Origin of the sequence: Gordonia sp. CNJ-863 (assembly GCF_001942325.1) — a bacterium.
Taxonomy (GTDB): domain Bacteria; phylum Actinomycetota; class Actinomycetes; order Mycobacteriales; family Mycobacteriaceae; genus Gordonia; species Gordonia alkanivorans.
On the sequence record NZ_MKKG01000010.1, the window covers coordinates 52,158 to 65,877 of the forward strand.

Here is a 13,720-nt window from a genome sequence, read left to right on the forward strand (position 1 = left end):
ACGTTGATGCAACGTTTCGGTGGCGTATCGACTCAAAATCGCGCCAAACCTCCGTCACCGTAACTTTCCGATCGGTAGGTTTCGATTCCATACTCCATCGGTAAGTGGGTCAAGCGCTTGTTCAAATGGGACGAATACGCCAATGCGTTTCACGAAACGGATTGTTATGCACGCAAAAGGACCCTGACCTGTGGCGATTCATTCGGCACGCGATGCCGAATCGACGCCGCATCGTCGCGCATAGACCCCGCCGGCGCTGATCAGCTCATCGTGCGTTCCCGATTCGACGATCCTCCCCTCCTCGAGAACGACAATCTGGTCCGCGAGCGCGGCCGTGGCCATCCGGTGGGTGATCAGCAGCGTCGTCGTGTCGGCGCGCAGACGTTGCAGCGCCCGCTGCACGAGCAGCTCGGTGCGGGGGTCGGCGGCGCTGGTCGCCTCGTCGAGGATGAGGATGCGGGGCGATGCCGCGATGGCCCGAGCTACGGTGACGAGCTGTTTCTCCCCCGCGCTGAGGTTCTCCGATTCCTGGCCGATGACGGTGTCGATGCCCTGGGGCAGCGTCGCGACGATCTGGTCGAGATGTCCGTCGTGGACCGCACGGTCCACCGCGTCGTCGTCGGACATCCCGTAGGCGATGTTCTCGCGGACGGTCCCGGTGAACAGCCATGGCTCCTGGGTCACGACCGCCATTCCGTCGCGCACCCGTTGCGGGCCGAGGTCGACGGCATCGTCACCGTCGATGGTGATCGAACCGCCGGTCGGACGGTAGAAGCCCTGCAGCAGGTTGGTGATGGTCGTCTTGCCCGCGCCGGTCGAGCCGACGATCGCCGTCGTCGTACCCGGCTCCATCCGGAAACTCACGGAGCCGAGCACCGGCATGCTCTCCTCGTAGGCGAAGGCGACGTCGTCGAACACGATCTCCGGCGGTCGACGATGACGCCCAGCCTGGTCCGGCCCCACCTCGCCGGTCTCCGACGCGCCGTCCTCCGGCTCGTCGAGCACCTCGCGCACCTTGCCCGCCGACACCGTGCCCGACTGCACCTTGGTCACGAAACCAGCGAGTTCACGTACCGCCGAGGACAGCTGCTGGGCGAAGATCACGGCCACCTGGGCGGCACCGAGACTCAGGGTTCCGTCGACGACCATGAGGCCGCCGAGGACCGCCAGGGTCAGGAACACCACGGCGTTGATCGCAGTGAGGACCGGCGCGAGTGTGCCGGCGGCCCACTGGGAGGAACGCGTCGAACCGAAGAGCTTCTCGTTGAGGGCGTCGAACCGACGCCGGGCGATGGGTTCGGCGTTGTACGCCTGCAGCATGCGGCGCGTGCTCAGCTCTTCCTCGAGGTGCCCGGTGAGGGCGGCCGTGGTGGTCCACCGGGTCTCGAGGAACGGTCGTGCCCGCCGCGCGATGACGACCGACACCGCTGCCGACACCGGCGCGGCGACAAGCGCGACGGTCGCCAACAGCGGCGAGACGACGAACAGCACGACGGTGACCACGAAAAGGGTCAGCACGTTGGTGGGCACGGTGACCAGCACCGGAGCGATCACGGTGGCGGCATTGTCGGTGTGCGCGGTGAGCTTGCTGACGAGCACGCCACGGTTGTTCGACTCGAAGTAGCGCAGCGGGAGCCGATGGACCTTGTCCTCGATGCGCGCGCGCAACCCCGCCACCGACCGCTGCACCGCGATGGTCAACATCTGCCCCTGCGTGAACGCGAGGCAGGCGACCGCCACATAGATCGCCGCCTGCACGCCGAGCACTGTCCAGAGTCGCCGCCAGTCCATGCCTTCCGCGCCCATCGTCCCGTCGACGATCACGTTCGTGACCACACCGAACAGGATCGGTCCGACGACCGCGCCCAGCGACGCCACGATCGCGCACAGCGAGATCGCGACGGCGCGACCCCGACTCAGGTGGAGTTGCCGCATCAGCCATCGCAGTGAACCGTCGCGCCGGTTCGTATCAGGCATCGGTCACCGCCTGGGCGTAGGCGATCTCGCGGTAGATCTCACTGTCGGTGCGCAGGGTCTCGTCGGTGCCGACGGCGACGAGACGGCCGTCCTCCAGCACGCCGATGGCGTCGGCATGCCGGACCGACGAGACCCGCTGGGCCGCGATCAGCACCGTTGCCTCCGGGTGGGCTCGTCGCAGATTGGCGATGACCTCGCGCTCGGTGTCGACGTCGAGGGCGCTGAAGGGATCGTCGAGCACGTACAGCGCGGGACGTCGGAGGACGGCGCGGGCCAGCGCCAGGCGCTGTCGCTGGCCTCCCGAGAAGTTGCGGCCCTCCTGCGCGACGCGAGCGTCGAGCCCCTCGGGCCGCGCCTCGACGAAGTCACGGGCCGCGGCCACCTCGAGCGCTTTCCACAGTTGTTCGTCCGTGGCGTCGGGACGACCGATCCGCAGGTTGTCGGCGATCGTGCCGGTCACCAGCGTTGCACCCTGCCCGACGAACGCGGTCCGCGCACGTACCCACGCCGGCGCCAGGCCGGTCACGTCCGTGCCATCCCACCGGACGACGCCCGAGTCGGGGTCGGCGAAGCGCAACGGCAACGACAGCAATGTCGACTTCCCGCTGCCGGTACCGCCGAGGAGTCCGGTGACCGTGCCGGCGGCGCATGTCAGCGAGATCGCGTCGACCGCGGGCGCGTCGGCGCCGGGAAAGCCGACGGAGACGGCGTCGAAGACCACCGCGGGTGCGGACGACGTCACCCCGGCCTCGGCGTCGCCGGAATCGAGCACCTCGGTGACGAGGACCTCGGCGATGCGGTCCGCGCTGGTGACCGCGCGCGGGATGACGCCGGCGATGACGGTCAGCAATGACACGGCGAGCAGGATCTGGCCGAGGTATCCGACCGCCGCCGCGATCTGGCCGATCTGCATCTGGCCGCGGTCCACGAAGATCGCGCCCAGGGCGGCCACCGCGACCCCGGCGAGATTGGACACCACGGTCACGGTCGGGAGGAGCAGTACCTGAGTCCGTCCCAGCCGCAAGGCGACGTCGGTGAGTTCGTCGTTCTCCACCGCGAACCGCGCGCGCTCGCGGGCCTCCTGCCGGAACGTCCTGATCACGGGTATGCCGCGCAACTGTTCGCGCAGCACGCGATTGATGGTGTCGAGCCGACGCTGCAGGCGCGCGGCCCACGGGACGATGCGCCGCACGAGCACCCCGACCAGCGCGACGAGGACCAGCCCGGCCACGAAGATCACCGGGGCCATCTGCCACGCCTGCGACAGGGAGAGCACCAGCGCACCGAACAGCATGAGCGGCGCGGTCACGACGACCGTGAGGAAGATGAACAGGAAGCCCTGGATCTGTCCCACGTCGCCGGTGGATCTGGTCAGCAGGCTGGACAGGCCCAGCCGGGCGACCTGCTGGTCGGTGAACATGCCGATCCGGCTGTTGACCCGGCCGCGCAGATCGCGGGCGGAGCTCGCCGACAGATGCGAGGCGAGGTAGGTGGCACCGAGCGAGACCGCGAGGTTGACCACGGCCACCGCGACCATCAGCAGCCCCACGACCTTGATGGTCCCCACGTCGCCGCGCAGGATTCCGTCGTCGATGATCGCGGCGTTCAGCGCCGGCTGGGCCAGCGACGTGAACACGCTGGCCAGTTGGAAGACGACGAATCCCGCGACCACCCACGGTGACGCCCTCAGCGCGGTGCCGACGAGGCCGACGAGCGCTCGCACCTGACCTCTGTTCAACGACGGTGGGACGGGCATCGGGCGAGACCACTCCGAACTACGACGGCGGAACAGGAAGAAATCGGCGTCGGATATCGTCGCCGATCCATTGCTGCCTCACATACCGGAAAGGTCGCCAGGCGGTTGTGAAGTCTACATATCGACGTCTCGCCCACCGCCCCAACGCGGCGGAGGAACACCTCACCGTTTCGCCGATGTGCTGATATGTAGCGGTGACGCAAGGCATCCAGGCAGCCCGAAACGGCTCTCGCCCGCTGACGGAGTCCGATCGGGAAAGTGCACTCGACCTGCTCGAGAACGGTCTGCGTGAAACCCCGATGTATCAGTGGCTACTCGGTGACGATGCACCTACCGAGGCCTATCGGTGGTACGGCGAAGTCCTCGTCGCCGAGAATTTCCACGGACTCCGAGGTGTATTCGACGGGACCGGCACCCTGATCGCGCTGATCGCACTCTCTTATCCGACCCGTCCGGCCGGAGGTGTCGACGACGAACTCATGGCACGAATTCGTCATTTCGTCGGAGCACTCGACGGATTCGCCGATCGATTCACCGAATTGCGTCGGACTCAGAAAGACGCCGTGACCGACGGTCGCGCGATCGAGATCCTCTTCGCGCTCGTGCATCCCGGACATCGACGCGGCGGCACGCTGGCCGGCCTCCTCGACGAGGTGATCGAGATGGGACGCCGGGATGATCTACCGGTGGTCGCCGGGACCGCCGACGCCACCATGTCGGAGGTCTACGTCCGCCGATGGGACGCGCCGGTCCGCGGCGAGTTCACGCTCACCGGCGGGCCGACGGTGTGGATTCACCGCATCGACCCGCCCGGAGAACGCCGATAGCCGAGCGACCATCGATCAGACCGAGCAACTCGATTGTTCGTTCCCGGTCATCTCGTTGGTCAGCTGGACGTCCGAGCCGCTGATCGCGAACTCGAGACCCGTGTCGGTGACCTTCAGCTGATCGACCCGGACCTCGTCGAAGAACGGCCCGAGCGCCGAGGTGGTGACCTGGTCGACGATCTGCTGTGCGAAGTCCGGCGGGATGCCGAACACCAGCGCGCTGGCCTTGACGACCTCGAAGTCGACCCGGCCGTCGGTGAGGACGGGCTTGATCGTCGCCGACACCGGAACCGCGAAGAACATCACCGGAAAGGCCGCCTGCACCTCGAAGGTGCCGTCGGCCGCATTGCCGGTGATCTCCTCGACCGAGCCGACCGGGCTCGCGCCGTTGCCGGTGCTCTGGCCGCCGGCACCGGCGGGAGCGCTTTCCTTGCTGAGTTCGACGATCCGCTCGTAGGGGATGAAGCCGTCGCCGTTGAGGGTGCGGATGTCGGTGCTGCTGCTGTTCCCGGAGATGCCGTCGGCCCGCATGTGCAGACGCACACCGTCGGCATCGGCACCGTCCTTGGTGTCGACCTGGACGTACGGAACGTCGCCACTGCCCTGCAGGATGATCGGCTTGCGGCTCAGCGACACCGAGGTGGGCACGCCGGTGAGACCGCTGAACGACTCCTCGAGGCAGTTCGTCACCTTGTTGCGCAGATAGAGCTCGCTGCCGACCGCGCCGATGACCACGAGCAGCAGCACGGCGATGGCGCTCAGCGCCACGATCTTCTTGGTGCTGCGGCTCTTTCGCGGCGAGGTCAGCACCGGACCGCTGCCCGGCGTCGCCAGGGGTGCGCTCGAGTCGTCGTGGTAGGGCGTCTCCCCGGGCGCGAACTGCGCGGTGCCCGGCCGGCCGGGCCCGCCGCTCAGGTCGGAGGTGTCGGCCTCCGAGGGCGGCACGTTCGAATACGCCTGCGCCCCGGGCGCGATCGGAGTCGTGGGGAACTGTTCGGTCTCCCCCGACTCGGGAACGTCTGTACCGGTGGAGGGCTCGACTGGCTCAGCGGACCTGGTGGGGTCGGCGTCCTCCACCGGACGCCAGTCGTCGCCGGTGGATTCGGTGTGATCGGTGGGTCCTGCGGATTCGGTGGGATCGTGCGACTCACCCTGGTCTCGGGGGCCACCACCGGGAATTTTGCTGTCGCTCATGGATTCCGTCCTCGGTCGTCGGACTCTCGAAGCCGTTCGCCGGTGGGTGCGACCTTGCTGGACACCGCACCGCCGGCAGGCAGCTCTCGCTCGTTGGCGAGGACCGCCAGTTGTTTACGAGCCTTCTCGACCAGTGCCAGGTCGAGGTCGTGGACATCGACACCGACCCTCTCCGGGTACGCGGCGACCACGGTACCGAAGGGGTCTGTGATTTGGCTGTGTCCGATCCCGGTCGGGGCCCCCGACCCGGCGACCGCCTCATCCGGGGGAAGTGCCTGCCCCACGGCGACGACGAACGTCGTCGAATCCAGTGCCCTGGCCGTCGCGAGCACCTTCCACTGATGGATCTTGCCAGGCCCGGCACCCCAGGACGTCGGCACGACGACGATCTGCGCGCCACGTCGGGCGAGGTTCGTGAACAGTGCGGGGAACCTGATGTCGTAACAGGTGGCCACCCCCACGGTGACCCCGTCGACCTCGAAGGTCAGCGGTTCCGAACCGGCCGCGACGGTCTTGGACTCCTGAAACCCGAAGGCGTCGTACAGGTGCAGTTTGTCGTATCCCTGACGCGACCCGTCGGGGTGTGCGACGAGCACCGTGTTGAACACGCGGCCGTCGTCCGACGGGGTGAACATCCCGGCCACCACGGTCACGCCGGCCGACGCCGCCACCTCCGACACCGCCCTCGCCCACGGCCCGTCGAGATCCTCCGCCACCGGCTTCAACGGAACGCCGAACCGGCACATGGTCGCCTCCGGGAACACGACCAGGCGCGCCCCGCGCGATGCGGCGTCCTGCGTCGCCGCGCGTAGGGTCACCAGGTTCTCGCTCGGATCGTCGGTCGAACTGATCTGAGCCATCGCCACACGCATAGCCGCCACAGTAGTGCCCGCGGTCTAGGGGGCGACGGCTTCCCACGGGACAGTCAGCACGTTGTCCGACATCCGACGGCGGGTGACGACACAGTCGACGCCGCGTTCGCGCAGCAGGTCCTGGGCGTGACGCCAGCGGACGCGTGGCCCGTACGGCGCCAGCGGGGCGGCGATGTCCCAGCACTGGTCGGCGAGGGTCAGCAGGTCGTGGATCTTCTCGCCCGGCACATTGCGATGGATGAGCGCCTTCGGCAGTCGTTCGGCGAGATCGGATGGGCGCTCGGAGTGTTCGGGAGCCCAGCAGAGCGTCAGGCTGACCGGCCCCGCGACGTCGAGCAGCACCCACGTACAGCGTCGGCCGATCTCGTCGCAGGTGCCCTCGACGATCACCCCGCCCGGCGACAGAGCCGCACGCAGCCGCGACCACGCGGCGTCGACCTCGGTCTCGTCGTACTGCCGCAGGACGTTGAAGGCGCGCACCACCCGGGGACGCAGGCCCGCCATCTCGAAGCCGCCGACCGCGAACCGCACACCGTCGCGCGGGTCGACGACGCGGGCCGGGTCGATCTCGAGTCCCACCATCTCCAGGTCGGGGGCTACGCGGCGGAGCCGGCCGGCCATCTCGACGGTGGTGTCGGGGCGTGCGCCGTAGCCGAGGTCGACGACCAGCGGACGGGCGACATCGAGGGCCGCGATCACGGCCGGTTCATGAGCCATCCACCGATCCACCCGACGGAGACGGTTGATGTTGGTCGTTCCGCGCGTCACCCGGCCGATCGGACTGTTCGACGGCCGTCGCCCGGACTGCTGTCCGGGGGTGCGACTCACAAGTTCTTGTCGATCCAGTCCTTGGCGTACTCGGCCTCGGCCCGGAACAGATCGACCAGGTTGATGAGGATCATCTGCTCGAGCTTGCCGTTGACGAACGGGACGAAGACCTTCGCCTCACTGGTCCGGCGGATCGTGCAGCCGTCGTCGGTGGGGAACAGTTCCTGCCAGCCGTTGAGGCTGCCCGGACCCGCGGGGATCGACGCGTTGTAGGTGCCCTTGGTGTGGTCCGGGTCGAACGGACCGAGGGTCTCCTCACGCGTGATGACCATGTCCTTCATCATCACCGTCTGCGCGAGCGGGGGCAGCTGGTCGCGACCGATCGTCTGCCTGAGGACGACCTTGACCCCGTTCTCGTCGGAGGTGAAGGAGGCGACCTCGCAGTGCGGCGAGATCATCTGGAATCCCGCCATCATGTCGTCCCAGTACTGCTTGATGCTGTGCGCTTGGTAGAGCTTCTCCGCAGGGTGGGTGTAGCGAGCGGAGTAGCTGAGCCGTCGTGCCATGACGACCAGGCTACGTCAGCGGATTTCCCGACTCCCAATCGACGGTGTGCCCACACTCGTGATCGAGCAGGCCGACCAGCTCGCTGACCACGGCCTTCTCGATCTTCCCACCGAACATCGGCAGGTTCACCGACACCTCGGCGGAGCAGTCACTGGTCGCCGGATCGCCGGCGGTGGTGATGGTCCCGTACACGTTCACCGGCACCGGGGCGCCCTCGACCGTGGCGTGGATCTCACCCTCGATCCGGTCTCCGACCAGCCGAAATGTGTTCTTCCGCGGAATCCGGAGGTCGCCGGGCATGATCTTGGTGACCGCCGACGGGAGCTTCTCCGAGGGGATGCCCTGACTCATCTCGACGGACACGGTGTCGCCCGCGATGTTCACCTTCTCGACGTGGCCGTGACCGGAGTTCATCCGCTCCACCAGATCGTGCCAGTACTGCTCAGTGGTGTAGAGCGCCCAGAGCCGTTCGGTGGAGAACGGGTAGGACACCGAGTGCTGCAGCTTGCTCGCCATGAGGAGAACGCTACCGTTCGCCGGTTACCGTTGAACGCGTGACCGACACGCAGACGCCGCTGAGCGCGCCCCTCGCCGAGCTGACCACCCTGCGTCTGGGCGGCCCGGCCCGCGAGATCGTGCGCTGCCCGGACACGCGCAGCATCGTCGAGACCATCCAGGAGCTCGACGAACGGTCCGAACCCGTGCTGGTGATCGGCGGCGGGTCCAACCTCGTCATCGGCGACGCCGGCTTCGACGGCACCGCCGTCGTGCTGGCGAGCAGCCGCATCGAGTTCGGCTCGGGCCGCGAGTCGGGTCGTCCGCATGTCGTCGCCGACGCCGGCGTGGGCTGGGACGACCTGGTCGCCGCGACCGTGGAGGCGGGTTTCGGAGGGTTGGAGTGCCTGTCGGGGATTCCGGGCGCGGCCGGTGCGACGCCGGTGCAGAACGTCGGGGCCTACGGAGTCGAGGTCGCCGACATCCTGCGGTCGGTCCAGGTCCTCGACCGCCGGTCGGGCACCCTGCGGTGGGTCTCCCCCGCCGAGCTCGGACTCGGCTACCGCACCAGCAATCTGAAGCACCGCAACGATTTCGTGGTGGTCGCGGTGTCCTTCTGGCTCAACGACGATCGCGCGAGCCAGCCGATCCGGTACCGCGAGCTGGCCACGACGGTCGGTGTCGAGCCCGGCGACCGCGTCGACGCCGTCACCGCCCGCGAGGCGGTGCTCGGACTGCGTCGCGGCAAGGGCATGGTCCTCGACCCCGACGACTTCGACACCTGGAGTGCCGGTTCGTTCTTCACCAACCCGATCGTCGACGGCGAGGACGCCCCCGCGGTCCTGGAACGCATCGCGGCGAGGGTCGGCGACGACGTGGCGATCCCGTCCTACCCGGCCGGCCCGCAGCCGAACACGGGCGACTCCCCGAACGCCGACGCCCCCACCGCGATCAAACTGTCGGCGGGGTGGCTCATCGAACGGGCCGGCTTCGGACGCGGCTACCCGTCCGCCGACGCCCCGGTCCGCTTGTCCACGAAACACACTCTGGCGCTGACCAATCGGGGTGCGGCTACCACCGAACAGCTGCTGACGCTCGCGCGCGAGGTCCGCGACGGCGTTCTCGACACCTTCGGCGTCACCCTGCGACCCGAGCCGGTCTTCGTCAACTGCGCGCTGTGACGCCGGGTCGGATGTCGCGACTCAGCTGACCCGCTGCTCGGCTCGCGAGACCTCGGCCACCAGGTCGTCGAGCATTTCGTTGAACCGCTCCGCGGCCTCGATGCTCGTCATGTGGCCGACGCCTTGGTAGACGACCAGATCACGCAGCGAACCATTGCGCCGCAACACCTCTGCCATCTGTTCGGCATGAGTGCGCGGGGTCAGCCGGTCCTCGGTGCCGACGACCACGGTCGTGGGCACCGACAGCGCGGCCAGCCCCGGCGTGACGTCGAGTTTGCCCATCGCCGAACCCCAGCCGGCCCGTGCGCGCGGGGGGCAGGCTCCGATCATCTCTCGACGAAGTCGACGTGCGCCTTGCGCGCGTGGGGTCCCAGTGCGATGTAATGCGAGATGCGAACGCCGTAGGGAGTCTTGGGGATCGGCACCGGCATCGAGGTGAACGCCTTGGCCACCACGGGCGCGAACGGCCGCGCATACGCGGGCAGATCAACCGGGACGAGGGTGTGGTTCTCCAGGACGCCCTTCGCTGCGGTCGAGACGAGCACCACGGCCGAGACCCGCGAGCCGACCTTCTCCGGGTACTGCCCCGCCCACGACATGATGGTCATCCCGCCCATGCTGTGCCCCACCAGGATTGCGCGCCGGCCGGCGGGCACGGCTGCCTCGAGCACAGCGTCGAGATCCTGTCCGAGCATCGCGATGGTCGGACGCCGGAGGCCTCGCTCACTGAGTCCGTGACCACGCTGGTCGTAGACGACCACGCGTCGGCGACCGCCCTCGGAGGAGGCGAGGTGATTGATCTGCGGATACCAATACGCGGTGTTGCAGGTCCAACCGTGAACCATGACGATGACGTCACCGTCGTCGTCCGCTGCGTCGTCGGAGCCGTAGATCTCGACATTGAGGACGGTCCCGTCGGAACTGCGGACCGGCAGCCGGTGCGGCGCCGAGTCGGGCGCGGTGAGCAGGTCGTCGGGACCGTCGTCGACCGCGAGTTCGGCGCGCAGCGCACTTCGGGCGATACCGGCGAGCACGGTGCCCACGCCGACCCCGACCACGCCCGCACCGATCACGGTCGCGATTCCCCCGACGTTCACCAACGACCTCTTGTTCACCGGCACTCCTCCAGCCTCGGACGGGTCGTCCGCAAGGGAGACCCGAGGGGGGCGCCGCGTTCAGCGCCCCGTGTCGGTGTTCAATGTACCAATATCCGTTGTCTCATAGCCGGGGTCAGGCTGGTCACCGGACGAATTCGGCGTCGTGGAGTCAGGTTCGTCATCCCCGGTGGTGGCATCGAAGTAGGTCGCCGCCCGCCCGATCGCCTGGGAGATCTGCTCGTCGAGGGCCCGGCGGAACGTCGTCTCGACGATCTCGTGCGCCATCGGACGAACCGTCTGGATCAGGTCAGCCATCTCGCTCACGCCGGCCTCGCCCAGGTCGGGAAGGTTCTCGTCGAAATACTTGTCGGTGATGATCGACACAAAGCTCGACGCCACGTCCTCGAGATCGTCCTGGACACGAACCCACCGGTCGAGGAGGAACTCCAGGTCGACACCGGCCTTCACCAGGACCTCGGCACCCTCGAGGAGCTCGGGGTTGCGGATCGCATAGTGCGTGCCGTCCTTGGCCAGCAGACCCAGCTTCTGACTGAGCGCGATGGACCTGTCCGACGCGTTGAGCGTCTTCTTCAGCTCGGCGATGGTGATCGTCGCGGCGCGCTTGAAGTTGCGGAATCGACCGCCCTTCGGCGACCCGCGCAGGATCTGTTCGACGCGCATGCCGTGGTGGGCGGCGTGCAGCAACTCGCTGATCGTCGCGAACGTGTACCCGCGTTCGAGCATGCGGGAGATGAGGTTCAGGCGGACCAGGTGCTGGTCGGAATACCAGCCCGCACGGCCGCGGATGGTGGGTGGCGGAAGCAGTCCGCGGTCCTGGTAGACCCGGATGTTGCGAACGCTGACCCCCGACGCCTCGGCGAGGTCGTTGATCCGATACTCCGCCACGATGCCTCAGGCCTTTTTGCTGAACCAGGACTTGCCCTGGATGTCGTCCACACGTTTGCGCACGTCGACCAGGTACACGAGCATCGCGACCACGCCGATGATGCCCAGGAAGCTCACCGCGCCGAAGAACCAGATGAACAGCGACGCGGCGGCCAGGATCGCAACCCAGATCACCTTGCTCTGCCGGTCGACCGCAGGGAAGGCATCGGGCCGCTGAATGGCCGCGTGGATCAACGCGACGACCGCCGCGATCCCCGCGACCACAGTCAGGACCAACATGATCAGACTCTGCCCGTAGGCCAACACGCTGAAGACGTCCACGCCGAACACTCTAGTCCCGTGCGCCCCGATTGCCGCAGCAGCCCACGACGCCACGCGCGGGCGGAACGTGCGCCGAGGGATCAGTCGGCGCGGGGAGTGGCCTTCTTGGCAGCAGTTTTCTTGGCGGGAGCCTTCTTCGCGGCCGTCTTCTTCGCTGCGGTCGTCTTCTTCGCCGCGGTCGCCTTGTTCGCCGCTGCGGCCTTCTTCGCCGCGGGTGTCTTCTTCGCAGCCGCCTTGGTCGGTGTGGCCTTCGTCGCCTTGGCGGGGGTGGTCTTGCGGGCCGGGGCCTTCTTGGCCGCGGCGCGTTCGGCGGCGCCCTTCACCGCGGCGGCCTTCTTCGCCGGCGCCTTCTTCGCGGGAGCCTTCTTGGCCGGGGTCGTCTTGGCGGGGGCCTTCTTCGTTGCCGCCTTCTCGGCCGGTGCCTTCTTCGCGGGTGCCTTGTCCGCGGCAGCCTTCGCGGGAGGGGTCGCCTTGGCGGGGGCCTTCTTCGCCGGAGCCGGCGCCGCAGCGACCGCCCGCACCGGAGCGTCGGCGCTGGCGTCGCGGATCGTGCCGTCGGGTCCGCTGCCGTCGGCCAGCCCGGCCAGGCGCAGCGCCCGCTCACCAACCGCGCGAGTCTGCTCGGAGATCGTCCCCAGCGCCTCCTCGGTGAGACCGACCGCGTCGCTGTAGACCTTCTCGAGCTTCGGCAGGTTCTCCCCGACGACCGGCTGCGACAAGAGCTTCCCGACGGCCTCGTCACGCCGTTCCGACAGGGACGTCAGCAGCCCGGCCGCGACGGCGAGATAGGCCTCGGCGACCTTGCGGAGCTCCTCCGGGGAGAACCGGGCGCGCAATTCCTCGATCTCGCTGGGCAATTCGACCGGAAGCGTCGACAGCTTCGACTTCGCCTCCTCGAAGAGCGCCAACGCGGTCGCGAGCGCCTCGTCGATCCTCGCCTGGGCGTCGTCCCGGGAACCCGTGATCTTCGCCTGCGTCGAGCCGACGGTCTCGACCAACTTCGACTGGGTGGTCTCGACAGTCTCGGCGAGCCTCGACTGGGTGGTTTCGACGGTCTCGGCGAGCTTGGACTGGGCCTGTTCGCTCGCCGCCTCCCCGCGCTGCCGGACCTCGGCCAGCAAGGCGGCCACCTGTCCCACGGCTGTCGTCAACGGGTTCTCGCTCATTCAGCTCTCCTGCCTCAGTTCTCTCGGAACTCGTCTTTCTCGGAACCAGTCGAGGAGATCGCGTTCTCCTTGCGGAAGGACTCGTAGATCTCCAGCAACATCTGTTTCTGACGCTCGTTGATCGAGTCATCTGCGATAAGAGCATCACGGACCGGGCTCGCGGGGCGTTCTTCGAGAATTCCTGCGCGCACGTACAACACTTCCGCAGACACCCGTAGGCCCTTGGCGATCTGGGCGAGGACGTCCGCGGAGGGTTTCCGGAGGCCTCGCTCGATCTGACTGAGGTACGGATTGCTGACCCCGGCACGTTCGGAGAGCTGCCGGAGCGAGACCTTTGCGGCCACTCGCTGGGACCGGATGAAAGCACCGATGTCCTGCGCCGCGTTCGCCACCGCGTCCTGCGCGGCCGTCGCGACGGCCTCCACGGCCTCGACCGCCATCGCCGTCGTGCCGTCGCCGTCGTCGGACGCATGATCCGCGGAGTCGACGGACTCGGCCTCGCCGTTCACGACGGCGTCGACGGAAGCCTCGTCCTTGTCGCGCTTCATCACGCTCCGTTCCAGGGGTGGATCATCTCTACCGAGTATCGACGT

General features: G+C 67.9%; 13 protein-coding genes and 1 pseudogene. 2 read left to right on the forward strand and 12 right to left on the reverse strand.

Features of this window, described 5'->3' with window-relative positions:
* Positions 1–198: 198 nt before the first annotated feature.
* Positions 199–1,977, reverse strand: coding sequence for an ABC transporter ATP-binding protein (locus BJF87_RS05595; protein WP_075862799.1), 1,779 nt, complete (start codon positions 1,975–1,977; stop codon positions 199–201).
* Positions 1,970–3,733: an ABC transporter ATP-binding protein gene (locus BJF87_RS05600; RefSeq protein WP_035752024.1), complete on the reverse strand. Its 1,764-nt coding sequence runs from the start codon at positions 3,731–3,733 to the stop codon at positions 1,970–1,972. The genes BJF87_RS05595 and BJF87_RS05600 overlap by 8 nt, the downstream gene beginning before the upstream one ends.
* A gap of 194 nt (positions 3,734–3,927) precedes the next feature.
* Here BJF87_RS05600 and BJF87_RS05605 point away from each other — a divergent pair, with 194 nt between their 5' ends.
* Positions 3,928–4,560 carry a hypothetical protein gene (locus BJF87_RS05605; RefSeq protein WP_075862800.1) on the forward strand — a complete coding sequence of 211 codons (633 nt, stop codon included), beginning with the start codon at positions 3,928–3,930 and terminating at the stop codon, positions 4,558–4,560.
* 15 nt (positions 4,561–4,575) lie between these two features.
* On the opposite strand, the gene BJF87_RS05610 is transcribed toward BJF87_RS05605, so the two are convergent.
* The 5 genes from BJF87_RS05610 to BJF87_RS05630 form a co-directional block, all read right to left on the reverse strand.
* A complete protein-coding gene (locus tag BJF87_RS05610) occupies positions 4,576–5,754 on the reverse strand; it encodes a hypothetical protein (RefSeq protein ID WP_035752027.1) in 1,179 nt (392 codons plus the stop codon).
* The gene (locus BJF87_RS05615) at positions 5,751–6,626 is read right to left on the reverse strand and encodes a carbon-nitrogen hydrolase family protein (RefSeq protein WP_035752029.1); all 876 of its coding nucleotides are present in this window, start codon (positions 6,624–6,626) and stop codon (positions 5,751–5,753) included. Before BJF87_RS05615 ends, BJF87_RS05610 begins: the two co-directional genes overlap by 4 nt.
* 24 nt (positions 6,627–6,650) lie before the next feature.
* Positions 6,651–7,343, reverse strand: a complete 693-nt coding sequence (locus BJF87_RS05620) for a class I SAM-dependent methyltransferase (RefSeq protein ID WP_230461890.1) — start codon at positions 7,341–7,343, stop codon at positions 6,651–6,653.
* A 107-nt stretch (positions 7,344–7,450) separates the two neighbouring features.
* Positions 7,451–7,960 carry a DUF2505 domain-containing protein gene (locus BJF87_RS05625; protein WP_006358344.1) on the reverse strand — a complete coding sequence of 170 codons (510 nt, stop codon included), beginning with the start codon at positions 7,958–7,960 and terminating at the stop codon, positions 7,451–7,453.
* 10 nt (positions 7,961–7,970) lie between these two features.
* A complete protein-coding gene (locus tag BJF87_RS05630; RefSeq protein ID WP_006358343.1) occupies positions 7,971–8,477 on the reverse strand; it encodes a DUF2505 domain-containing protein in 507 nt (168 codons plus the stop codon).
* 38 nt (positions 8,478–8,515) lie between these two features.
* Between BJF87_RS05630 and BJF87_RS05635 the strand changes: the two genes are divergently transcribed.
* A complete protein-coding gene (locus tag BJF87_RS05635; protein WP_006358342.1) occupies positions 8,516–9,637 on the forward strand; it encodes a UDP-N-acetylmuramate dehydrogenase in 1,122 nt (373 codons plus the stop codon).
* A 21-nt stretch (positions 9,638–9,658) separates the two neighbouring features.
* Here the strand turns inward: BJF87_RS05635 and BJF87_RS05640 are convergent.
* The 5 genes and pseudogenes from BJF87_RS05640 to BJF87_RS05660 all read right to left on the reverse strand — a co-directional run bounded on the left by BJF87_RS05640 (position 9,659) and on the right by BJF87_RS05660 (position 13,675).
* A pseudogene (locus tag BJF87_RS05640) lies at positions 9,659–10,752 on the reverse strand (alpha/beta fold hydrolase).
* A 60-nt stretch (positions 10,753–10,812) separates the two neighbouring features.
* Complete coding sequence (locus BJF87_RS05645; protein WP_006358340.1) at positions 10,813–11,640, reverse strand: MerR family transcriptional regulator; 828 nt, start codon at positions 11,638–11,640, stop codon at positions 10,813–10,815.
* Positions 11,641–11,646: 6 nt separating this feature from the next.
* Positions 11,647–11,970, reverse strand: coding sequence for a DUF2516 family protein (locus BJF87_RS05650; RefSeq protein WP_005200278.1), 324 nt, complete (start codon positions 11,968–11,970; stop codon positions 11,647–11,649).
* Positions 11,971–12,041: 71 nt separating this feature from the next.
* The gene (locus BJF87_RS26050; RefSeq protein WP_006358339.1) at positions 12,042–13,127 is read right to left on the reverse strand and encodes a hypothetical protein; all 1,086 of its coding nucleotides are present in this window, start codon (positions 13,125–13,127) and stop codon (positions 12,042–12,044) included.
* A gap of 14 nt (positions 13,128–13,141) precedes the next feature.
* The gene (locus tag BJF87_RS05660; RefSeq protein WP_006358338.1) at positions 13,142–13,675 is read right to left on the reverse strand and encodes a helix-turn-helix domain-containing protein; all 534 of its coding nucleotides are present in this window, start codon (positions 13,673–13,675) and stop codon (positions 13,142–13,144) included.
* Between the last annotated feature and the right edge of the window lie 45 nt (positions 13,676–13,720).

What these genes read in the sequence shown, in the direction of transcription:
- BJF87_RS05630 (WP_006358343.1), bottom strand. Translation starts at nt 8,477, where the DNA reads ATGGCGAGCAAGCTGCAGCACTCGGTGTCCTACCCGTTCTCCACCGAA.
- BJF87_RS05615 (WP_035752029.1), bottom strand. Translation starts at nt 6,626, where the DNA reads ATGCGTGTGGCGATGGCTCAGATCAGTTCGACCGACGATCCGAGCGAG.
- BJF87_RS26050 (WP_006358339.1), bottom strand. Translation starts at nt 13,127, where the DNA reads ATGAGCGAGAACCCGTTGACGACAGCCGTGGGACAGGTGGCCGCCTTG.
- BJF87_RS05660 (WP_006358338.1), bottom strand. Translation starts at nt 13,675, where the DNA reads ATGAAGCGCGACAAGGACGAGGCTTCCGTCGACGCCGTCGTGAACGGC.
- BJF87_RS05600 (WP_035752024.1), bottom strand. Translation starts at nt 3,733, where the DNA reads ATGCCCGTCCCACCGTCGTTGAACAGAGGTCAGGTGCGAGCGCTCGTC.
- BJF87_RS05595 (WP_075862799.1), bottom strand. Translation starts at nt 1,977, where the DNA reads ATGCCTGATACGAACCGGCGCGACGGTTCACTGCGATGGCTGATGCGG.
- BJF87_RS05625 (WP_006358344.1), bottom strand. Translation starts at nt 7,960, where the DNA reads ATGGCACGACGGCTCAGCTACTCCGCTCGCTACACCCACCCTGCGGAG.
- BJF87_RS05610 (WP_035752027.1), bottom strand. Translation starts at nt 5,754, where the DNA reads ATGAGCGACAGCAAAATTCCCGGTGGTGGCCCCCGAGACCAGGGTGAG.
- BJF87_RS05620 (WP_230461890.1), bottom strand. Translation starts at nt 7,343, where the DNA reads ATGGCTCATGAACCGGCCGTGATCGCGGCCCTCGATGTCGCCCGTCCG.